This window comes from Massilia sp. DWR3-1-1 (genome assembly GCF_049898325.1).
Taxonomy (GTDB): Bacteria; Pseudomonadota; Gammaproteobacteria; order Burkholderiales; family Burkholderiaceae_D; genus JAFCUW01.
Window position 1 is genome coordinate 201,445 of the sequence record NZ_JAFCXL010000008.1, and the last position, 20,948, is coordinate 222,392.

The 20,948-nt window shown below is 64.4% G+C and carries 18 protein-coding genes; 15 read left to right on the top strand and 3 right to left on the bottom strand.

Annotated elements, in window-relative coordinates; all coding sequences use genetic code 11:
* Window positions 1-61: 61 nt before the first annotated feature.
* The 7 genes from ACP7EY_RS10915 (at window position 62) to ACP7EY_RS10945 (ending at window position 11,197) form a co-directional block, all read left to right on the top strand.
* Entirely contained in the window at window positions 62-3,061 is a 3,000-nt protein-coding gene (locus ACP7EY_RS10915; RefSeq protein WP_426193353.1) for a DUF349 domain-containing protein, read from the top strand.
* A gap of 53 nt (window positions 3,062-3,114) precedes the next feature.
* Complete coding sequence (locus ACP7EY_RS10920; protein WP_426193425.1) at window positions 3,115-3,588, top strand: molybdenum cofactor biosynthesis protein MoaE; 474 nt, start codon at window positions 3,115-3,117, stop codon at window positions 3,586-3,588.
* 8 nt (window positions 3,589-3,596) lie between these two features.
* Window positions 3,597-3,989 carry a fluoride efflux transporter CrcB gene (gene crcB, locus ACP7EY_RS10925; protein ID WP_426193427.1) on the top strand — a complete coding sequence of 131 codons (393 nt, stop codon included), beginning with the start codon at window positions 3,597-3,599 and terminating at the stop codon, window positions 3,987-3,989.
* Between the two features lie 84 nt (window positions 3,990-4,073).
* Window positions 4,074-6,689: an ATP-dependent chaperone ClpB gene (gene clpB / locus ACP7EY_RS10930; RefSeq protein WP_426193355.1), complete on the top strand. Its 2,616-nt coding sequence runs from the start codon at window positions 4,074-4,076 to the stop codon at window positions 6,687-6,689.
* A 431-nt stretch (window positions 6,690-7,120) separates the two neighbouring features.
* Window positions 7,121-8,419, top strand: a complete 1,299-nt coding sequence (aceA, locus tag ACP7EY_RS10935; RefSeq protein ID WP_426193357.1) for an isocitrate lyase — start codon at window positions 7,121-7,123, stop codon at window positions 8,417-8,419.
* A 184-nt stretch (window positions 8,420-8,603) separates the two neighbouring features.
* Window positions 8,604-9,791, top strand: a complete 1,188-nt coding sequence (gene rlmJ, locus ACP7EY_RS10940; protein ID WP_426193359.1) for a 23S rRNA (adenine(2030)-N(6))-methyltransferase RlmJ — start codon at window positions 8,604-8,606, stop codon at window positions 9,789-9,791.
* A 161-nt stretch (window positions 9,792-9,952) separates the two neighbouring features.
* Complete coding sequence (locus tag ACP7EY_RS10945; RefSeq protein WP_426193361.1) at window positions 9,953-11,197, top strand: EAL and HDOD domain-containing protein; 1,245 nt, start codon at window positions 9,953-9,955, stop codon at window positions 11,195-11,197.
* 21 nt (window positions 11,198-11,218) lie between these two features.
* On the opposite strand, the gene ACP7EY_RS10950 is transcribed toward ACP7EY_RS10945, so the two are convergent.
* The 3 genes from ACP7EY_RS10950 to ACP7EY_RS10960 all read right to left on the bottom strand — a co-directional run bounded on the left by ACP7EY_RS10950 (window position 11,219) and on the right by ACP7EY_RS10960 (window position 13,835).
* Entirely contained in the window at window positions 11,219-12,217 is a 999-nt protein-coding gene (locus ACP7EY_RS10950; RefSeq protein ID WP_426193363.1) for a GGDEF domain-containing protein, read from the bottom strand.
* A gap of 177 nt (window positions 12,218-12,394) precedes the next feature.
* On the bottom strand, window positions 12,395-13,141 hold the full coding sequence (locus tag ACP7EY_RS10955) for an SAM-dependent methyltransferase (protein WP_426193365.1): 747 nt from the start codon (window positions 13,139-13,141) through the stop codon (window positions 12,395-12,397).
* 79 nt (window positions 13,142-13,220) lie between these two features.
* Window positions 13,221-13,835: a Maf-like protein gene (locus ACP7EY_RS10960; RefSeq protein ID WP_426193367.1), complete on the bottom strand. Its 615-nt coding sequence runs from the start codon at window positions 13,833-13,835 to the stop codon at window positions 13,221-13,223.
* 165 nt (window positions 13,836-14,000) lie between these two features.
* On the opposite strand from ACP7EY_RS10960, the gene ACP7EY_RS10965 reads away from it, so the two are divergent.
* From ACP7EY_RS10965 to fabF, 8 genes are all read left to right on the top strand, one after another.
* On the top strand, window positions 14,001-14,507 hold the full coding sequence (locus tag ACP7EY_RS10965) for a YceD family protein (protein ID WP_426193369.1): 507 nt from the start codon (window positions 14,001-14,003) through the stop codon (window positions 14,505-14,507).
* Window positions 14,508-14,719: 212 nt separating this feature from the next.
* Complete coding sequence (gene rpmF, locus ACP7EY_RS10970) at window positions 14,720-14,902, top strand: 50S ribosomal protein L32 (protein ID WP_008449924.1); 183 nt, start codon at window positions 14,720-14,722, stop codon at window positions 14,900-14,902.
* A gap of 193 nt (window positions 14,903-15,095) precedes the next feature.
* Window positions 15,096-16,172, top strand: coding sequence for a phosphate acyltransferase PlsX (gene plsX / locus ACP7EY_RS10975; protein ID WP_426193371.1), 1,077 nt, complete (start codon window positions 15,096-15,098; stop codon window positions 16,170-16,172).
* Window positions 16,173-16,194: 22 nt separating this feature from the next.
* Complete coding sequence (locus ACP7EY_RS10980) at window positions 16,195-17,181, top strand: beta-ketoacyl-ACP synthase III (protein WP_426193373.1); 987 nt, start codon at window positions 16,195-16,197, stop codon at window positions 17,179-17,181.
* A gap of 69 nt (window positions 17,182-17,250) precedes the next feature.
* Window positions 17,251-18,195 carry an ACP S-malonyltransferase gene (gene fabD / locus ACP7EY_RS10985; RefSeq protein ID WP_426193375.1) on the top strand — a complete coding sequence of 315 codons (945 nt, stop codon included), beginning with the start codon at window positions 17,251-17,253 and terminating at the stop codon, window positions 18,193-18,195.
* Window positions 18,196-18,264: 69 nt separating this feature from the next.
* Complete coding sequence (gene fabG, locus ACP7EY_RS10990) at window positions 18,265-19,008, top strand: 3-oxoacyl-ACP reductase FabG (RefSeq protein WP_426193377.1); 744 nt, start codon at window positions 18,265-18,267, stop codon at window positions 19,006-19,008.
* 178 nt (window positions 19,009-19,186) lie between these two features.
* The gene (acpP, locus tag ACP7EY_RS10995; RefSeq protein WP_426113348.1) at window positions 19,187-19,429 is read left to right on the top strand and encodes an acyl carrier protein; all 243 of its coding nucleotides are present in this window, start codon (window positions 19,187-19,189) and stop codon (window positions 19,427-19,429) included.
* A 26-nt stretch (window positions 19,430-19,455) separates the two neighbouring features.
* Entirely contained in the window at window positions 19,456-20,706 is a 1,251-nt protein-coding gene (gene fabF, locus ACP7EY_RS11000) for a beta-ketoacyl-ACP synthase II (RefSeq protein ID WP_426193379.1), read from the top strand.
* Window positions 20,707-20,948: the final 242 nt, after the last annotated feature.

The following is a 20,948-nucleotide window of genomic DNA, read 5'->3' on the forward strand; positions in this document are numbered from 1 at the left end:
GAATTCACCACAGGGCGGCCTTCTTGCTATCATGACGGTTTTGAGCGATCGAGCCGACGTCATGCTGAAATTCCTCTTCAAACGCCCGGGCGACAAGTCCACCGGGACGCCTGCCGAAAACGCCCTGTCCGAACAAAAGGCGGCTGCGGCTGCTGCAACGGCTTCGACCACGGCGCAGCGCGCCGCCCAGGCCGAGCAGCTGCGCGCGCTGGGTACCGATGAAGTGCTGGCCGCCGACTTCATCGTCCAATCCGATTTTTCCGAGCTGCGCCTGGCCGCCGCCGAACTGCTGCGCAGCCGTCCCCAGCTCGAGCGCGTGCATGCCGCCATCCGCAATACCGACCGCCGCGTCGCCAAGCTGGTGCAGGGCCGCCTCGACGCCATCCGCCACCATGACGCCGAACTGGCGCGCGGCCAGGCCTGCCTGGAGCAGGCGGCCAGCCTGCTGGCCGACGACAAGCTCACCCCCAACCAGGTCGCCGACCTGGACCGGCGCTGGGCGGTGATCGCGGCGCCCGAATTGCGCGCCCCGTTCGACGCCTTGCGCGAGCGGCTCGGTGCGCGCCTGGCCAGCCAGGTGGCGCTGCAGCGCGCCATGATCGACCGGCTGGCGGCCCTGCGGGTGCTCACCAGCGGCGCCTTCGGTAGCGACGCCATCGGCGCCGAATGGGCGCGCATGGCGGCCGATCAGCAAGCGGCCCTCGGCGGCCCCGAACACGCCTCGCTGCCGCGCGCGCTGACTGCCGAAGTAGCGGTCGAGCTGGCCCGCGTGCAGGCGCAACTGGCGAGCCTGGAACAGGGCCGCAGCGCCTTGGCCGCGCGCGCGGCTGCGCTCGAGGGCTGGGCGGCGACGCTGGCGGCGGCGCGCCTGCCGGTGCAGCCGCTGCGGCAGGGCGCAAGCGAAGCGCCGGCTGACGCAGCACCGCTTGATGCGGCACCGACGGCAGCACAGGCTGAAGAAGTGCCGGCTAAAGAAGCATCGGCTGAAGCGGCACCGACGGCAGCACCGGCTGAAGCAGCACCGGCTGACGCAGCACCGCTCGACGCGGCACCGACGGCAGCACAGGCTGAAGAAGTGCCGGCTAAACAAGCACCGGCTGAAGAAGCACCGGCTGCAGCCGCATCTGACAAGCCTGAAACGGCACCAGCGGCGCCTGCCCATTCGCTGAGCGTCGATCTGCTCAAGCGCGAATGGCAACGCCTGCCGACCGCGCCCGCCGGCGACGCCGCCGATGCCTTGCAGGAGCGTTTCGAGACCCTGCTGGCGACGCTGGCGCGGACCCAGCCGAAGGGCAAGGGCGCTGCGGCGGCGCGGGCCGACCACGCCGGCCACCAGCACGAGCACCAGGGCGGCCACAGCGGCCGTGCGGCGGCGTCGCCGGCGACCCCGTTCGGCGCCGGCGAGCACGCCCGGCCGGCGCGCGGTCCCCGTCCCGCCGGCGCCGCCGATCCCCTCTATCTCGACCACCTGGCGGCGATGGAGTCGGCCCTCGAACAGGGCTCGCTGCACAGCGCCGCGGAATACGACAAGGCGCTCAAGGATATGAAGGGCGGCAAACTGAACGGCGCCCAGGCCGAACGACTGGCCCATGCCCGCGCCGAACTCAAACGCTTGTCGGACTGGGCGCGCTGGGGCGGCAACGTCTCGCGCGAGGAATTGATCAAGGCCGTCGAGCAACTGCGCACGCAGTCATTGCCGATGGCGGAACTGGCCAAGAAAGTGGGCAGCATGCGCGAGCGCTGGAAAGCCCTCGACACCCTCTCGGGCGCGGCGCCGAAGTCCCTGTGGGAGCGCTTCGATGCCGCCTGCAGCGGCGCCTACGCACCGGCCGCCGCCCATTTCAAGCAGCTCGCCGAGGAACGCCACAACAACGCCGCCAGGGCGCAGGCGCTGATCGACGAAGCGAGCGCGCAGGCGGCCAACATCGAGGCCAGCGCGCTCGACGCGGCGAGCACAGCAGCGATCGACTGGAAGCAGATGGCCGCCACCGTGCAGCGGCTGCGGCTGGCCTGGAGCCACCTGGGCGCGATCGACCGCAAGGATAAAAAACAGCTCGACCAGCAGTTCGCCGCCGCCCTGAACATCATGCAGCGTCCCCTCGAGCAGCAGCGCAAGACGGAGGTGGGACACCGCGAAGAGCTGATCGAGCAGGTGGCCAGTCTCGACCCGGCCGAACGGGGTGCGCTCGACGCCTTGCGCGCCGCCCAGGAGCGCTGGCAGGAACTGGCGCGCGCCTTGCCGCTCGAACGCAAGGCCGAACAGGCCCTGTGGCACCGCTTCCGCACCGCTTGCGACGCCGTGTTCGCCAAACGCAAGGAGAGCGCCAGCGCCGCCGACGGCGAACGGCGTGCCCACCAGGCGGCCAAGGACGCCATTTCGGCGCGCCTGGAAGACGCCGCCGCCACCATCGACGCCGCCGGCGCGCGCAAGCTGCTGCAGGAAGCGGCCAGCCAGTGGCAGGCGATCGGTGCGGTGCCGCGCGCGGCCGAGGCGAAGATCGAGCAGCGCTATCACGCGGCGCTGGGCGCCGTGCAGGCGAAAATCGACGATGAAAAGCGCGCCGCCAGCATCGCCCGGGCCAGTGCCTTGCGCGACAAGCTGCGCCTGTGCCAGCAGCTCGAGGTCGCCCTCGGCGGCGCCGACGGCACGCTGGAAGACGGCGCCTCCTGGCAGGCGCGCTGGGCTGCGCTGCCGCCGCTGGCGCCCGAATTCGACAAGGCGCTGGCCACGCGCTTCCAGGCCGCGCTGGCGGCACTGGCGGGCGATCGCGCCGCCTATGTGCGCAAGCTCGAACAGAACCGCCCGATCCTGCTGCAGGAAGTGCTGCGCCAGGAAATCGCCGCCGGCATCGACAGCGGCAGCGAGTTTGCCCGCGAGCGCCTGAAACTGCAGGTCGAGGTGCTGCAGTCCTCGCTCAAGTCGGGGCAGAAGGGCGCGGGCCAGTCGGCCCAGTTCGAGCAACTGGCGGCCATGCCGGCGCTGGCGGACGAGCGCACTGCCAGCCGGATCGAGCAGCTGTTTGCCCGCGTGGTCACGCGCACCGACAAGGCGGCGCGATGAGCGCGCCGCTGGCCGCGCCTGGCACCGGTGACGCCGCCGCCGCCGCCCCGGCGCTGCGCGTGGTGCGGGTGCAGACGGACGACTTCGACCTGAGCACCGAAGTGGCGCGCCTGCGCGCCGGCAATCCCCGGGTGGGCGCGGTGGTCAGCTTCGTCGGCGCCGTGCGCGACCTGAACGACGGCGTCGATGTGGCCGAGATGGCGCTCGAACACTATCCGGGCATGACCGAAGCGGCGCTCGAGCGCATCGTCGCGCAGGCCTGCGCGCGCTGGCCGCTGGCCGGCGCGGTGGTGATCCACCGGGTCGGGCCCTTGCCGCCGACGGCGCAGATCGTGCTGGTGGCGGTCAGCGCCGCGCACCGGGGCGAGGCGTTCGCCGCCTGTGAATTCATCATCGACTATCTCAAGACGGACGCGCCGTTCTGGAAAAAAGAGCAGACCCCGGACGGCGCGCGCTGGGTCGACGCGCGCAGCAGCGACGACACGGCGATGGCCAAGTGGGGCGCGGCCGACGCTGGCGTGCTTTGAACGCGCCGCTGGCCTGGCTGGCGGTGGGCGCCGGCGCCGCCTGCGGCGCCTGGCTGCGCTGGGGCCTAGGCCTGTGGCTGGCGGCCGCCAGCGCCAACGCCGGCGGCCGCCTCAATCTGGGCACCCTGGCCGCCAACCTGGCGGGCGGCTACCTGGTCGGCCTGGCGCTGGCGTTCTTTAGCGCCCACCCCCAGCTCTCGCCTGAATGGCGCCTGCTCGCCGTCACCGGCTTTCTGGGCGGCCTGACCACGTTTTCCACCTTTTCGGGCGAATCGATGCTGCTGCTGCAGCGGGGCGACTACGGCTGGGCGCTGCTGCACAGCGGCGCCCACCTGTTCGGTGCGCTGGCCTGCTGCATGGCCGGCTTTGCCACCTGGCGGGCGCTGGCCGGGCAGGGCTGAATGTATATTTGGCAAGGCCGCTTGAAATAGCGGCAGCGTGGCCTAATCTGCTGGGTATCGAACACCCATCCAGCAGGAGTCACCATGCGCCAAGATAAACTCACCACCAAGCTCCAGGAAGCCCTGTCCGACGCCCAGAGCGTCGCGGTCGGCAATGACAACCAGTACATCGAGCCGGTGCACTTGCTGACGGCCCTGCTGGCCCAGGACGACGGCGGCACCCGTTCGCTGCTGCAGCGCGCCGGCGTGAATATCGGCGCGCTGAGCAATTCCCTGCGCAGCGCCATCGACCGCCTGCCCAAGGTGTCGGGCACGGGCGGCGAAACCCAGGTGGGGCGCGAGCTGATGGCGATGCTCAACCTGGCCGACAAGGAAGCGCAAAAGCGCGGCGACCAGTTCGTTTCGAGCGAAATGATCCTGCTGGCGCTGACCGAGGACAAGTCCGAGGCGGGCCGGGTGGCGCGCGAGGCGGGCCTGACGCGCAAGGCGGCCGAGGCGGCCATCAATGCCGTGCGCGGCGGCGAAGGCGTCAGCTCGCAGGACGCCGAGGGTCAGCGCGAATCGCTCAAAAAATACACGATGGACCTGACCGAGCGGGCCCGCCAGGGCAAGCTCGACCCCGTCATCGGTCGCGACGATGAAATTCGCCGCACCATCCAGATCCTGCAGCGGCGCACCAAGAACAACCCCGTGCTGATCGGCGAACCGGGGGTGGGCAAGACCGCCATCGTCGAGGGCCTGGCCCAGCGCATCGTCAACAACGAAGTGCCCGACTCGCTCAAGGGCAAGCGCGTGCTCTCGCTCGACATGGCCGCCCTGCTGGCCGGCGCCAAGTTCCGCGGCGAATTCGAAGAGCGCCTGAAGTCGGTGCTCAAGGAGCTGGCCCAGGACGAGGGCCAGACCATCGTCTTCATCGACGAACTGCACACCATGGTCGGCGCCGGCAAGGCCGAAGGGGCGATGGACGCCGGCAATATGCTCAAGCCGGCGCTGGCCCGGGGCGAACTCCATTGCGTGGGCGCCACCACGCTCGACGAATACCGTAAATACATCGAAAAGGACGCCGCGCTCGAGCGCCGCTTCCAGAAAATCCTGGTCGAGGAACCGAGCGTGGAGGCCACCATCGCTATCCTGCGCGGCTTGCAGGACAAGTATGAACTTCATCACAAGGTCGAGATCACCGACGCGGCCATCATCGCCGCGGCCGAACTGTCGCACCGCTACATCAGCGACCGCTTCCTGCCCGACAAGGCGATCGACCTGATCGATGAAGCGGCCTCGAAGATCAAGATCGAGATCGATTCCAAGCCGGAGGTGATGGACCGGCTCGACCGCCGCATCATCCAGCTGAAAATCGAGAAGGAGGCAGTGCGCAAGGAGAAGGACGAAGCATCGCTGCGCCGGCTCGGCCTGATCGACGAGGAAATCGCCCGCCTCGAGCGCGAATACAACGACTTCGAGGAAATCCTCAAGGCCGAAAAAGCCATGGTGCAGGGGACCACCCACATCAAGGAAGAAATCGAAGCGGTGCGCCTGCAGATGGACGAAGCGAAGCGCCGCAGCGACTACGGGCGCATGTCCGAACTCCAGTACGGCAAGCTGCCGGAGCTGGAAGCGCAACTCAAGCAGGCCGAACTCGTCGCCAGCCGCGAGCAGCAGGAAGCCCGGCCCAAGCTGCTGCGCACGCAGGTGGGCGCCGAGGAGATCGCCGAGGTGGTCTCGCGCGCCACCGGCATTCCCGTCTCGCGCATGATGCAGGGCGAGCGCGACAAGCTGCTGCATATCGAGGACAAGCTGCACGAGCGGGTGATCGGCCAGGACGAGGCGATCCACGCGGTGTCCGATGCGATCCGCCGCTCGCGCGCGGGACTGTCGGACCCGAACCGGCCGTATGGCTCCTTCATGTTCCTCGGCCCCACGGGCGTGGGCAAGACGGAGTTGTGCAAGGCGCTCGCCACCTTCCTGTTCGACACCGAGGAGTCGATGATCCGCATTGACATGAGCGAATTCATGGAGAAGCACTCGGTGGCCCGCCTGATCGGCGCGCCGCCCGGCTATGTGGGCTACGACGAGGGCGGCTACCTGACGGAAGCGGTGCGGCGCCGCCCCTACAGCGTGATTTTGCTCGATGAAATCGAAAAAGCTCACCCGGACGTGTTCAATGTGCTGCTGCAGGTGCTCGACGATGGCCGCATGACGGACGGTCAGGGCCGCACGGTCGATTTCAAGAACACCGTCATCGTCATGACCTCGAACCTGGGCTCGCACAAGATCCAGTCGATGGACAGCGACGACCCGGGCGTGGTGAAGCTGGCCGTGATGGCCGAGGTGCGCAGCCATTTCCGTCCCGAGTTCATCAACCGCATCGATGAAATCGTGGTGTTCCATGCGCTCGACGAGAAGAACATCGGCGCCATCGCCAAGATCCAGCTGCACCAGCTCGAGTCGCGCCTGGCCAAGATGGACATGGGGCTCGACGTGTCCGACGAAGCGCTGCAAAAAATTGCCGAAGCCGGCTACGACCCCGTGTATGGCGCGCGGCCGTTGAAACGGGCGATCCAGCAGCAGATCGAAAACCCCCTGTCGAAGCTGATCCTGTCTGGGCGCTTCGGACCGAAGGACATCATTCCCGTGCGGGTCAGCAATGGCGCGCTGGTGTTCGAGACGGTCGAAACCAGGCCTGTGCTGGAAAAAGAGTAAACACAAGCGACGGTGCTGGCAAGCCTGCCGCCTGCACTGTCCACCAACCCGCCCGCCGCAAGGCCGCGCGGGTTTTTTTGCGCCTTTTTTTCGTGGCCGGGCAAGCGCGCGCAGCGGCCAATTGCAGTTCCTCAAGGCATGGCGGCGGCATGCCCCGTAGGCTTGCAAGGCGATCCGGCCCGCGTGTTTCACCAGGCGATAACAACGTTCCGCATCGTGAAATCGTGACTGGCCAGTTCTGTCCATTATCTTCTCACTGGAAGAAAAATCATCCCGCATCCCGAAATGATTACGGCAAGCGATTGAATTTAAACGAAAAATTTTTGCTTATATGTCTTATATAAGAGTGTTCTGCACTGCGCCAAACGGGACTATGATAGATACATCGCAGCAAGCAATTCAACGGTACTTTTACTCTCCAGGAGAACACCATGGCAACTCGTGAACAGCAAATTTCGGCCCTCCAACAAGACTGGGACAACAATCCACGCTGGAACGGCGTCACCCGTTCCTACACGGCCGAAGACGTCGTGCGCCTGCGCGGCTCGCTGAAGATCGAGCACACCATCGCCCAGCGTGGCGCCGAGAAAATGTGGGACCTGCTGGCCACCGAGCCGTTTGTCGCCACCCTGGGCGCGCTCACCGGCAACCAGGCCATGCAACAGGTCAAGGCTGGCCTGAAAGCGATTTATCTGTCGGGCTGGCAAGTCGCCGGCGACGCCAACCTGGCCGGCGAAATGTATCCCGACCAGTCGCTCTACCCGGCCAACTCGGTGCCGATGGTGGTCAAGCGCATCAATAACACCTTTCAGCGCGCCGACCAGATCCAGTGGTCCGAAGGCAAGGACGACATCGACTTCTTCGCCCCCATCATCGCTGACGCGGAAGCCGGTTTCGGCGGCGTGCTCAACGCTTACGAACTGATGAAGTCGATGATCGATGCGGGCGCCGCCGGGGTCCACTTCGAAGACCAGCTCGCATCCGTCAAAAAATGCGGCCACATGGGCGGCAAGGTGCTCGTGCCGACCCGCGAATTCATCGAAAAACTGACCGCCGCCCGCCTCGCCGCCGATGTCATGGGCACCAGCACCCTGGTGATCGCCCGTACCGATGCCGAAGCGGCCGACCTGTTGACCTCGGACGTCGATCCCATCGACCAGGAATTCTGCACGGGCGAGCGCACCGTCGAGGGTTTTTATCGCGTCCGCAACGGCCTCGAGCAATCGATCGCCCGCGCCCTCGCATATTGCCCCTACGCCGACCTGGTGTGGTGCGAAACGGGCAAGCCGGACCTGGAGTTCGCCAAGGCCTTCGCCGACGCGGTACACGCCAAGTTCCCCGGCAAGATGCTGGCCTATAACTGCTCGCCCTCGTTCAACTGGAAGAAAAACCTCGACGATGCCACCATCGCCAAGTTCCAGGTCGAGCTGGGCGCCATGGGCTACAAGTTCCAGTTCATCACGCTGGCCGGCTTCCACTCGCTGAATTACTCGATGTTCAACCTGGCCCACGGCTACGCCCGCCGCAACATGACGGCCTTCGTCGAAATGCAGGAAGCTGAATTCGCCGCCGCCGACAAGGGCTTCACGGCCGTCAAGCACCAGCGCGAAGTGGGCACCAGTTATTTCGATGCCGTCACCCAGACCATCCAGCAAGGCAAGAGCTCGACGACGGCCTTGCACGGTTCGACGGAAGATGAGCAGTTCTTCGACGAGAAGAAAGTCGCATAACAGGCAACACAAACAGGCAGCACAGCGACTGTATTGACACGGTGTTGGCGGGGTCGGATCGGAGGATTCGACCCCGCTTGTGCTTTGTAGTGGATAATGGCGGAAATATCCGCGCCGCCACACGCGCTCCCGCATTCGCCGGGTGCGACGGGGCCTGCCGTTCGATCCACTGATTGGAAACACCATGCTTAGCTACCGCCACGCCTTCCACGCGGGTAATCACGCCGACGTTCTGAAACATTTTGTGCAAGTCCAGCTGCATGAATACATGAACCAGAAGGACACGGTCTATACCTATATCGATACCCACTCGGGCGCCGGGGTGTATGCCCTCGACAGCGGCTACGCATCGAAAAATGCTGAATACGACACCGGCATCGCCCCCCTGTGGGAGCGCACCGACCTGCCGGCGCCGCTGGCCGACTACGTCAAGCTCGTCAAGGGCCTGAACCCCAGCGGCAAGATGCGCTACTACCCCGGTTCGCCCTACGTTGCCGACAAGCTCATGCGCGAGGAAGACCGCCTGCGCCTGTTCGAGCTGCATCCGGCCGACGCCAAGATCCTGGCCGATAATTTCCGCAAGGTGGCTGAACACGCCGCCGCCCAGGGCCACGTGGCCAGCGGGCGGGGCAAGCGGGTGCTGGTCGAGCGGGGCGATGGCTTTCACGCCCTCAAGACCCTGCTGCCGCCGCCATCGCGCCGCGCGCTGGTACTGATCGACCCGCCGTACGAGGACAAGCAGGATTACCGCAAGGTGCGCGACGCCGTCGACGACGCGCTCGCGCGTTTTCCGACCGGCACCTATGCGATCTGGTACCCGGTGCTGCAACGGATGGAGTCGCGCTCGTTTTCCGACAAGCTCAAGCGCCTGAAAGGCAAGGACTGGCTCAACGTCAGCCTGACCGTGTCCACGCCCGGCCCGGACGGCTTCGGCTTGCACACGAGCGGGATGTTCATCGTCAATCCGCCTTACACGCTCGAGCCCATCCTGCGCCAGGTCATGCCCTACCTGGTCGAGGTGCTCGGCAAGGACGAGGGCGCCACGTTCCTGATCGAATCGGGTGTGCCGCTGACGGGATCGAGCGCGGCGCGACCGACGGCCAATGGCAGCGTTCGCATCCCGGTCGGCAACGCCCGCCGCGCCAGTCCCTTGTCGGGGACGGGCAGCCTGCGCCTGCCAGGACAGGCGCCGGTCGGCACGCCGGGCGCGGCCGGCGCCGTCGGTCCGCTGGGCCGCAATACCGCCGCCAAGACCAGCGGCCGGCCCACCGCCCCCACCAGTGGCCGGCCAACGGCCAGGACCAGCGGCCGTCCGACCGCGCCGGGCGGGCGTCCCACGGGACCGAAGCCACCGGGTTCGCGGCGACCATAAGGCGGGCCGTTTCGACCTGCCCAAGATGTCGAAATATAAACTACCGACCGATTTATAGTATAGTCGGGGTCAGAGCGCCGCTCGGCGGCTTGTCCCCGCCGGAATGATCAGCGTGCCCGATACAGGGGGTGCTCCGTGCTAATGATGTAGATAGAACCCCGATGTCCCTGCCTTTCGATGAGTTTTTTCTGGCCCGCCAGCCAATTTTAGGGCGCGACCAGCATCTGGTGGCGTTCGAACTGTTGTTCCGCACTGCCGGGGCAACCGAAGCGAACGTCACCGATGACGTCGCCGCCACCGCTGCCGTTATTTCCCACGCTTCCCAGTTGGGCATGGACCATGTGGTGGGCGCGCAACTGGCGTTTGTCAACGTCAGCGAAGCGGCGCTGCTGAGCGATTACGTGCGTTTCCTGCCGGCCGACAAGGTCATCCTTGAAATCCTCGAGACCGTCAAGGCCTCGCCCCGCCTGCTTACCCGCATCCGTGAACTGCGCGCGCTCGGTTTCAAATTCGCGCTCGACGACATCGTCGCCGAATCGGACGATTTCAATGCCTTCGTCGACCTGGTCGACGTCATCAAGGTCGACGTCAATGCCGTCTCTGCCGAACAATTGCCGGCGCTGACGGCCTCGCTGCGGGTGCTGGGCAAGACTTTATTGGCCGAAAAGGTCGAGACGGTCGAAGAGTTCCGGCAATGCCTGGCGCTGGGCTATGAATACTTCCAGGGCTATTATTTTGCCCGCCCCACCATCATGAGCGGACGCACGATCGCCCCCAGCGAGCTGGCGATCCTGCAATTGTTAAAACTGATCGATTCCAAGGCCGATAACCAGACCATCGAAGTGGCGGTCAAGCGGGACGCCCTGATCAGCCTCAATTTGCTGCGCCTGGTCAATACGGCTGCGGCCGGTGGCGGTGAGCGCATCGATACGGTGGGGCAGGCGCTCGACTCGCTGGGCCGCCAGCAGCTGCAGCGCTGGCTGCAAATCCTGCTGTATGCGGCGCCCGGCAGCAAGGTGGAAATGAATTTGCCGCTGCTGCAAATGGCCACCACGCGCGGCAAGCTGCTCGAATTGATGAGCTTGAAATTGCACCCGGGCCAGCGCGCCGCTGCCGACACCGCCTTCACGGTGGGCATCCTCTCGCTCACCGATGCGCTGTTTTCCCTGCCCCTCGGTGAAATCCTCGACACCGTCGATGTCGCCGCTGAAGTCAGGGCCGCCCTGATCGAACGCGATGGAGAATTCGGCAACATGCTCGAGGTCGTCGAACTGGTCGAGAAGGCCACCTCGGGACAGCCGCTCGACGCAGCCTTGCGCCGGCTCAACATGTCGGTCAAGGATTTGCGGGAAATCGAGATGGCCGCCTTCGAGTGGCTCAACGTGCTGGCGCAGGAAGTCAACTAGCGGCGCAGCACGCGCGCAGCCTCAGAAGAATTCGGCCGTGTCGTTCGAGGCAGGGAGTTGCAATTGACCGGTGGCGACGATTTCATCGTAGTGACAGGTGCGATTGCGCCCGTGCGTCTTGGCGTGGTACAGCGCCTGGTCGGCGTGACCGAGCGCCGCCACCGGCGAATCGCCAGGGCGCACCTGCACGTAGCCGAGGCTGACGGTGACGGTGCCCACTTGCGGGAACAGGTGCGCCGCCACATTGGTGCGAAAGCGCTCGATGATGGCGTGTGCCTGCTCGCCCGTTGCCGAGCGCAGCAGGATGACGAATTCTTCGCCGCCGAAGCGAAATACGCGGTCGTCGGCGCGGAACGACGAGACCAGCATATTGGCCACCAGGATGAGCACCTCGTCGCCGTAGACGTGGCCGAAGCGGTCGTTGACGGACTTGAAGAAATCGATGTCGGCCACCACCAGCCACTGGCCCGCCTCGTTGGCCCGTTCCGGCGCTTCGGGCGCGCTGAGCGCCTGGGCGCCGCCCGTTTGCAGCATGCGGCTCAGCTGGCCGTCGAAGGTCTTGCGGTTGAGCAGGCCAGTGAGCGAATCGCGCTCGCTGTAGTCGAGCAGGTTCTGAAAATTACGGTACACACCGACAATTCCCACCACCATCGGCACCATGTCGGCGGCAAACTGGTCGCTGCGCACGATTTCGAGGATGGTATCGGCCTTGTCGCCGATCCAGATGGGCATCCACAAGATGCAGTCACCCTCGTCGGAGGTGGCGCTGGCGCTCGGGGCACGCTTGTCGAGGCAGGCGGCGAGGCTGGGAAGCACGGCCAGCGGCAAGTCGCCCGGCGTGGTCGATGACGGTGTTGCTTCGCTGCCGGCGATGCAGGCGCGCTGGCGTATCAGCGGACCGGCGGCGTCGGCGACCAGGCTGAGCACACGGGTCTGCTTGGCGGCAGCCAGTTCATGTACAGCAGAGATGACGGCAACATCGAGCATGGCGTGATCGCGATGTCCCGTAATGTCTACCATGTGTTTCAGTAATGAATCCATGTAACTCTTGTTCTCAAAGCCTGCAACCACCGACGGAGACCATCCCTGCTGACGACGCAATCGCGCCATTGCAACCCTCTATTGTCGGCAGATCGATTCTTTTACGCAAGTAAATTTGGTTTATTTGGCAAGTGGGCATTTTCGCCATGTTTCGTACTAGCCAAGCAGCAAGAATACCGTGGGTTTTTTATGGAAATCGGGGCTTTTGCCAGCGCTTAACTGGCTCTTCCACGCGCTGGCGCTCATCGTGTGTATCGATTCGGTCGCTAAAGAGAGGTCAGTGGCGACGCAGATCAAGGTTGTGCCCTGGCAGCCGGCGACGAGGGCGTCGAGCATGGCGGCGTTGCGGTACGGCGTTTCGATCAGCAACTGGGTCTGGCGTTCCCGGGTGGAGCGCTGTTCGAGCTCCTTGATGCGTTTCAGGCGCTGCGCGGGGTCGGTCGGCAGATAGCCGTTGAAGGCGAAGCTCTGGCCGTTCAAGCCGCTGGCCATTACCGCCAGTAACAAGGACGACGGCCCCACCAGCGGGCGCACGGCAATGCCGTGCTGATGCGCCAGGCGCACCAGGTCGGCGCCGGGATCGGCCACCGCCGGCACCCCCGCTTCCGACACCAGGCCGCCATCGCGCCCGGCCAGCAGGGGCGCGAGCAGGCCGGCCAGTGCGCCGGGCGGCGTGTTGACGTTCAATTCGGCGATCTCGATTTCCTGAAGGCTTTTACTGAGCGGATGGTCGATGGCGACCAGCTTGAGGAAGGCGCGCGCCGTCTTGGCGTTTTCAGCGACAAAGTAATCGAGGCGCGCCGTCAGCGCCTGGACCTGGCTGGGAATGACGTGGTTCAAGGCGCCGGCCACGGCGTCGGTCGGGCCGAGGGTGTTGGGGATCAGGAACAGGGTGCCGGGCATGGGTGCAGTCTGGAATGGTGGAATGACGGCAGTATACAAGAACAAGGCGACGCGCGATGCCGGGCGGCGCCTGGCTGCCTCAGGTGCCGAACAGGCGCACGCCGGCGCGCCGCAGCATGCCGGTCAGGGCGATCATGGGCAGGCCCGTTAGCGCCGTCGGGTCGCAACTGTCGATCCGTTCGAGGATGGCGATGCCGAGTCCCTCGTTCTTGGCGCTGCCGGCGCAATCGTAGGGTTGTTCGATGCGCAGGTAGGCGTCCAGTTCGGCGTCGGGCAAGTTGCGAAACGTCACCACCGTCTGGATATTGTCGAGCTGGCAGGCCGCTTGTTCATCGGCGTTGCGGCCATCCCACAGGCAGAGCGCCGTGTGAAACACCACCTGGCGCCCCCGCATCAGTTGCAATTGCGCCAGCGCGTTGGCGTGATTGCCCGGTTTGCCGATCTGGCCGCCGTCGAGCGTGGCGACCTGGTCGGAGCCGATCACCAGGCTGCCGGGCGCGAGGCGGGCCACCGCCTGCGCCTTGGCGCGCGCCAGCCGCAGCGCAGTCTGTTGGGGCGCCTCAGCGGGCAGGGCGGTTTCGATGATGTCGGGGCTGATGGTGTCGAAGGGCAGTTGCAGGCGCGACAGTAATTCGCGCCGATAAGGCGAACTCGATGCAAGAATCAGGCGAGGTGCAATATAACTTGGTATCATGTGGACATTCGCGGCGATGCGGCGTGGACGGAAGGCGCAACGATAACGCGATCACGCAAGATCGCGCAATCGCGGCACCATGCGCCGTAAATATTCGCGTCAAGTCTTTGACGACCTGGTTAAAACCCTGCTATCATCGCTGGTTTTCCGGGGAAATTTTCTCTTATGAGCGCTTTTGTCATCGACGCTTTTGATTTTGGTCGAAGCAATGGCCACCGCGACGGCATGCTGCCAGTCGCCCAAATGACCCGCTTGGGCAAGGATTGCGCGGACGACAGTGGCGACATCGCCTGGTCGATCGACGGCGCCCTGACCAGCCATGGCTATGCCGCGCTGACGGTGGCTGTCTCCGGTACCGTGCAGCTGGTGTGCCAGCGTTGCCTGACCCCGTTTGCCTACGAGATCGATTCCTCGACCGTGTTGGTGCTGGGTAAGGACGACGACGAAGCCGATCAGATCGAAGCCATGCTCGACGACGAAAGCATCGACGTCATCGTCGGCAGCCGCACGTGCGACATGGGTGAGCTGATCGAAGACGAGGCCTTGCTGGCTTTGCCGCACGTGCCGAAGCATGACGTTTGTCCGGACACCAAGTTGCTCGACGCGTTGAAGGTCGACAAGCCGTCGCCATTCGCGGCCCTCAAGGATGCGAAGGCCGATACACCGAATTAAGCAGTAACAGGATTGGCCGGCCGGCAGGGTAGCGCGGGCAGGCAGCAAGAACGTGGTAAACGCGTGTGGTATCGAGTATTGAAGCAGTTGCAGGAGATTTACAAGCGTTAACATGTCGGTGGAGAAATTTCTTTGCCGCTGGGATACTCGATCCGCAAGTATTTGCTGATCGATTGTGTTAGAATTTTAGAACTTATGTATTAGGAGTTATCATGGCTGTTCAGCAGAATAAGAAATCCCCTTCGAAGCGCGGTATGCACCGTTCGCACGATTTCCTGGTCGCACCACAACTGGGTATCGAGCCAACCACTGGCGAGACGCACCTGCGTCACCACATCAGCCCGAACGGTTTCTACCGTGGCCGTAAAGTCCTCAAGACCAAAAACGACGAGTAATCGACGTCCAGGTTTGAGGCGATCAGAGCGGTGCGACGTATGTTGTGTGCGTGGCGCCGCTTTTTCTTTTTCCTCGGCTGCGTTTGTACGCATACCGTCGTTTGATTTACGCTGACTCTGGCTGGCGCTCGTCCACAGATCACATCCTGCCGCCTGGCCGCCTGGTTTTTCCGCCGCGGTACGCTCTTACTAAATGACAATAACACTATCGATCGACTGCATGGGCGGCGACCACGGTTGCGCCGTGACCATTCCCGCAGCAATCTCCTTTCTCAGGCAGTATCCCGATGCTGCCTTGATCCTGGTCGGCATCGAAGCCGATGTGCGCGCTGAACTCAAGCGCGGCAAGGCCGACACCGACCCCCGTATTACCATCGAGGGCGCCACCGAAGTGGTGGCGATGGACGATCCCATCGAAGTGGCGCTGCGCCGCAAGAAGGATTCGTCGATGCGGGTGGCGATCGAGATCGTCAAGTCCGGGCGTGCCCAGGCGGCCGTCTCGGCCGGCAACACGGGCGCCCTGATGGCGATTTCCCGCTATGTGCTCAAGACCATGGCCGGGGTCGACCGTCCCGCCATCTGCTCGATCCTGCCGAACCAGAAAAACGGGCCGACCTATATGCTCGACCTGGGCGCCAACGTCGACTGCGGGCCCGAGCATTTGCACCAGTTCGCCGTGATGGGTTCCGTGCTGTTTTCCGCGATGGAAAAAGTGGACCGTCCCACCATCGGCCTGCTCAATGTGGGTACGGAAGACATCAAGGGCAACGAAGTCGTCAAGGCCACCGCCGAATTGCTCAAGGCCGACCACGCGCGCGGCCTGCTCAATTTCTACGGCAACGTCGAAGGCAACGACATCTTCAAGGGCACCACCAACGTCGTCGTCTGCGACGGCTTTGTCGGCAACGTCACCCTGAAGGCGGCCGAAGGGCTGGGCCGCTTCATGAAGGACGTGCTGACCACCGAATTCAAGCGCAACCCCATCACCATGCTCGGTGCGCTGATCGCCAGGAGCGCCTTGAAGCGCATTGGCGACCGCTTCAATCCTTCGCGCTACAACGGCGCCAGCCTGCTGGGCTTGCGCGGGCTGGTGTTCAAGAGCCATGGCGGCGCCGATGCCTACTCGTTCGAGTGGGCGCTCAAGCGGGCCTATGACGCCGCCGCCTGCAATGTGCAGGAACAGCTCTCGAGCATGATCGCCGGACTGATGCCGACCGCGCCCGAGCGCACGGCGAGCCCGACCCTTGTCGTGCCCGATACCCCACTCTAAAAAAATAACGGATGGCCAGCAAATGACTTTGTACAGCAAGATTATCGGCACCGGCAGCTACCTGCCACAGCGACGCGTGACGAACCAGGACCTGACCGAGCAACTGGCCGCCAAGGGCATCGAAACCTCCGACGAGTGGATCGTCTCGCGCAGCGGCATTTCAGCCCGTCACTATGCGGCCGACGATGAGCTGTCGTCCGACCTGGCCGTGCACGCGGCCCGCCGCGCCCTCGAGATGGCCGGCCTGAGCGCCGCCGACATCGACCTCGTCATCGTGGCCAGCTCGACCCCGGATTTTTACGGCAGCTTCCCCAGCACCGCCTGCGTGGTGCAACGCAAGCTGGGCATGGGCAACGGCAGCGCCGCCTTCGACGTGCAAGCCGTCTGCAGCGGCTTCGTCTACGCCATGTCGGTGGCGGACGCCTTCATCAAGGCGGGCTCGAACAAGAACGTGCTGGTGATCGGCGCCGAAGTGTTTTCGCGCATCCTCAATTTCGAAGACCGCAGCACCTGCGTGCTGTTCGGCGACGGCGCCGGCGCCGTCGTCATGAGTGCGTCAAGCGAACCGGGCGTGCTGGCCACCAAGCTGCACGCCGACGGCAGCCACGCCGACATCCTGTCCGTGCCGGGCACGCTGGCCAATGGCGCCATCGCCGGCAGCGGCTTTCTGTACATGGACGGCCCGGCCGTCTACAAGCTGGCCGTGTCGGTGCTCGAGCAGGTCGCCACCGAGGCGCTCGCGCATGCCGGTATGGCCGCCGAGCAGCTCGACTGGCTGGTGCCGCACCAGGCCAATATCCGCATCATGAAGTCCACCGCCCGCAAATTGAAACTGCCCGAGTCCAAGATGGTCGTCACCGTCGATCAGCATGGCAACACCTCGGCCGCCTCGATCCCGCTGGCGCTCGACACCGCCGTGCGCGACGGGCGCATCAAGCCCGGTCACAACGTACTCATGGAAGGGGTCGGTGGCGGCTTCACTTGGGGAGCGGTGCTGGTGCGCATGTAGTTCACGGGCACGCCGGCTGCGGCCTGCCTTGCTTTACCGTCAAACCATCACATTCTGGAGCACGTTTCCATGACTAAATTTGCATTTCTGTTTCCCGGCCAGGGCGCGCAAGCGGTCGCCATGTTGCAAGGTTTCGCCGGCAACGCCGTGGTCGACCAGACCGTCGCGGAAGCCTCCGACGCCCTCGGTTTCGACCTCGGCCGCATGATCGCCGAAGGCCCCAAGGAAGCGCTCGACCTGACCACCAACACCCAGCCCGTGATGCTCACGGCCGCCGTGGCCATCTACCGCGCCTGGATCGCCGCCGGTGGCGCCGCGCCGGCGCTGGTCGCCGGCCACAGCCTTGGCGAATATTCGGCGCTGGTGGCGGCCGGCGTGATCGCCTTCCACGATGCGGTGCCGCTGGTGCGCTTTCGCGCCGGCGCCATGCAGGACGCGGTGCCGGTGGGGCAGGGCGGGATGGCCGTCATCCTGGGCCTGGTCGCCGACGACGTTGTCGCCGTGTGCCAGCAGGCCGCCAGCGAGCAGCCGGGCCTGGTGGTGGAGGCGGTCAATTTCAACGAGCCCACCCAGATCGTCATCGCCGGCCACAATGCGGCTGTCGAGCGCGCCTGCGAACTGGCCAAGGCGAAAGGCGCCAAGCGCGCCATGAAGCTGGCGGTATCGGCGCCATTCCACTCGTCGCTGCTGCAAAGCGCCTCGGACCGCCTCAAGGCGTACATGGCTCCGCTCGACTTCAAGGTGCCCGCCATCGACCTGGTCAATAATGTCGACGTCGCCGTGCTGCGCGATCCGGCCCTGATCAAGGACGCCCTGGTGCGCCAGGCCGCGCGCCCCGTGCGCTGGGTCGAGTCGATGCAGTTCATGGCCGCCCAGGGTATTGACCTGGTGATCGAAAGCGCGCCCAGCAAGGTACTGGTCGGCATGGCCAAGCGCATCGATGCGCGCCTGGCGGGCGAGGCGCTGGTCGACCAGGCCGCGCTCGAGCGCGTACTCGAGAGCATGAACGCCTGAGTCGGCCGTCCGCGCCGATCGTCCCGTATTGAAACTGACACTGACACTGATACTGCAAGGAAGCAAACGATGAGCAAGAATCTGGACAAGCAAGTGGCACTGGTCACCGGCGCCTCGCGCGGCATCGGCAAGGCGATCGCCCTCGAACTGGCGCGCCAGGGCGCCATCGTGGTCGGCACCGCCACCAGCGAGAGCGGCGCCGCCGCCATCACCGCTTACCTCGAGGCCTTCGGCGGCAAGGGCGTTGTGCTCAACGTCACCGATCCTGCCGCCTGCGCCGCCGTGGTGGCCGAGACCGCCGCCAGCTTTGGCAGCCTGTCGATCCTGGTCAACAATGCGGGCATCACCCAGGATCAATTGGCCATGCGCATGAAAGACGAGGAGTGGGATGCCGTCATCGCCACCAATCTGTCGGCCGTCGGCCGCCTGTCGCGCGCGGTGCTGCGCGGCATGATGAAGGCCAAGCACGGCCGCATCATCAATATCACCTCGGTGGTGGCGTCCTCGGGCAATCCTGGCCAGATGAACTATGCCGCCTCGAAGGCGGGCGTGGAAGGCATGACGCGCGCGCTGGCGCGCGAAATCGGCAGCCGCAACATCACCGTCAACAGCGTCGCGCCTGGCTTCATCGACACCGACATGACCAAGTCGCTCGGTGCCGATCAGCACGCCGCCCTGCTGGGGCAAATTCCGCTGGGACGACTGGGCGCGCCGGAAGATGTGGCGTATGCGGTGGCCTTCCTGGCCGGCCCGCACGGGGCGTACATCACCGGTTCGACCATGCATGTGAATGGCGGCATGTACATGAATTGATGCAGGTTTGCCGGAACTGGGGCAGAATTGGCAAACAGGCCGCGTCCCGATAAAGGAAATTCTCATCTTTTAGCTGTGGTTTCGGCAGAGTTCATAGCACTCGTCGAAAATCATTTATCGTCGCGCAAACCTGATAAAATGCGCGCACTTTCCGTAACAACCATTTGGAGCCAATAACATGTCGGATATCGAACAACGCGTTAAAAAAATCGTCGCTGAGCAACTGGGTGTTGCTGAAGCCGACATCAAGATCGATTCGTCGTTCGTCGACGATCTGGGCGCCGATTCGCTCGACACGGTCGAACTGGTGATGGCACTGGAAGACGAATTCGAAATGGAAATCCCTGACGAACAAGCGGAAAAAATCACCACCGTGAAGCAAGCCATCGACTACGCCACCGCGCACGTCAAGGCCGCCTAAGACGTCGTCAGCATCAGGAGAATCGATTGAGCCGTTCACGAAACCGTCGTGTCGTCATCACCGGCCTGGGTTGCGTCTCACCTATCGGCAACAATGTTGTCGACAGCTGGAACGCGGCACTGGCCGGCAAGTCCGGCATTGCCAACATCACCCGGTTTGATGCGGAGCCGTTTTCGACCCGTTTTGCGGGCGAAGTCAAAGGCTTCAATATCGAGGACTATATTTCCGCCAAAGAAGCGCGCCATATGGATACGTTTATCCATTACGGCATGGCGGCGGGGATGCAGGCCTTGCAGGATTCGGCCATCGAAGTGACCGATGAAAACCGCGACCGTATCGGCGTCATTGTCGGTTCCGGTATCGGCGGCCTGCCCATGATCGAAGAGCAGAAGCAGGATTACGACAAGCGCGGCCCGCGTCGCATTTCGCCGTTTTTCGTGCCCGCTTCGATCATCAACATGATCTCGGGCGACCTGTCGATCAAGTTTAATTTGCGCGGCCCTAACCTGGCCATCGTCACCGCCTGCACCACCGGTTTGCACTGTATCGGCGCCGCTGGCCGCCTGATCAGCTACGGTGATGCCGACGTGATGGTCGCCGGTGGTGCCGAATCGACGGTCTCGCCGCTGGGCCTGGGCGGCTTCGCCTCGGCCAAGGCGCTGTCATCGCGCAACGACGATCCTGCCACGGCCTCGCGCCCGTGGGACCGCGACCGCGACGGCTTCGTGCTGGGCGAGGGCGCCGGTGTCATGGTGCTGGAAGAGTACGAGCACGCCAAGGCCCGTGGTGCGCGCATCTATGCCGAGTTGATCGGTTTTGGCATGAGCGCCGACGCCTACCATATGACCTCCCCGGTCGAAGATGGTTCGGGCGCCAGTCGTTGCATGGTGTCGGCCCTGAATGATGCCGGCGTCAACATCGACCAGATCGACTATATCAATGCGCACGGTACCTCGACGCCGCAGGGCGACCTGGCCGAAGTGCAGGGTATCAAGAAGACCTTCGGCGATCATGCGAAAAAGCTGGTGGTCAACTCGACCAAGTCGATGACGGGTCACCTGCTCGGTGGCGCCGGCGGCCTGGAAGCGGTGTTTACCGTTTTGGCGATGCATAATCAGGTGTCGCCACCGACGATCAACCTGTTCAACCAGGACCCCGAGTGCGACCTCGACTTCTGTGCCAATACGGCGCGCGACATGAAGATCGATTACGCCGTGAAGAACTCGTTCGGCTTCGGCGGCACCAACGGCACCCTGGTGTTCGGCAAGGCCCCGTAAGGCAGTTCAGCTTCGCAGCGCAGCACCCCGCAACGCCCGATCCGGTTTTCCCGATCGGGCGTTGTGCTATGGGGACGGCGCACCCGGGAGCCGGCCCGGTCCGACTGTGTGATATCGATCTGTCCAGTGGCGAAAATTGTCCCTTGATTTGCCAGCGCCTGCGTGAACCGGCCAAATCCCAACTTGTCTAACCAACTGACCGTGCTGGCATGCGCCATGACGGTCTGGTTCGGTCTGCTTTA

Bases quoted from the DNA above. Each gene is read 5' to 3' on its own strand.
- rpmF (WP_008449924.1), top strand. From the start codon at position 14,720: ATGGCTGTTCAGCAGAATAAGAAATCCCCTTCGAAGCGCGGTATGCAC.
- clpB (WP_426193355.1), top strand. From the start codon at position 4,074: ATGCGCCAAGATAAACTCACCACCAAGCTCCAGGAAGCCCTGTCCGAC.
- ACP7EY_RS10965 (WP_426193369.1), top strand. From the start codon at position 14,001: ATGAGCGCTTTTGTCATCGACGCTTTTGATTTTGGTCGAAGCAATGGC.
- ACP7EY_RS10980 (WP_426193373.1), top strand. From the start codon at position 16,195: ATGACTTTGTACAGCAAGATTATCGGCACCGGCAGCTACCTGCCACAG.
- rlmJ (WP_426193359.1), top strand. From the start codon at position 8,604: ATGCTTAGCTACCGCCACGCCTTCCACGCGGGTAATCACGCCGACGTT.
- ACP7EY_RS10915 (WP_426193353.1), top strand. From the start codon at position 62: ATGCTGAAATTCCTCTTCAAACGCCCGGGCGACAAGTCCACCGGGACG.
- aceA (WP_426193357.1), top strand. From the start codon at position 7,121: ATGGCAACTCGTGAACAGCAAATTTCGGCCCTCCAACAAGACTGGGAC.
- fabD (WP_426193375.1), top strand. From the start codon at position 17,251: ATGACTAAATTTGCATTTCTGTTTCCCGGCCAGGGCGCGCAAGCGGTC.
- ACP7EY_RS10950 (WP_426193363.1), bottom strand. From the start codon at position 12,217: ATGGTAGACATTACGGGACATCGCGATCACGCCATGCTCGATGTTGCC.
- plsX (WP_426193371.1), top strand. From the start codon at position 15,096: ATGACAATAACACTATCGATCGACTGCATGGGCGGCGACCACGGTTGC.
- fabG (WP_426193377.1), top strand. From the start codon at position 18,265: ATGAGCAAGAATCTGGACAAGCAAGTGGCACTGGTCACCGGCGCCTCG.
- ACP7EY_RS10955 (WP_426193365.1), bottom strand. From the start codon at position 13,141: ATGCCCGGCACCCTGTTCCTGATCCCCAACACCCTCGGCCCGACCGAC.
- acpP (WP_426113348.1), top strand. From the start codon at position 19,187: ATGTCGGATATCGAACAACGCGTTAAAAAAATCGTCGCTGAGCAACTG.
- ACP7EY_RS10960 (WP_426193367.1), bottom strand. From the start codon at position 13,835: ATGATACCAAGTTATATTGCACCTCGCCTGATTCTTGCATCGAGTTCG.
- ACP7EY_RS10945 (WP_426193361.1), top strand. From the start codon at position 9,953: ATGTCCCTGCCTTTCGATGAGTTTTTTCTGGCCCGCCAGCCAATTTTA.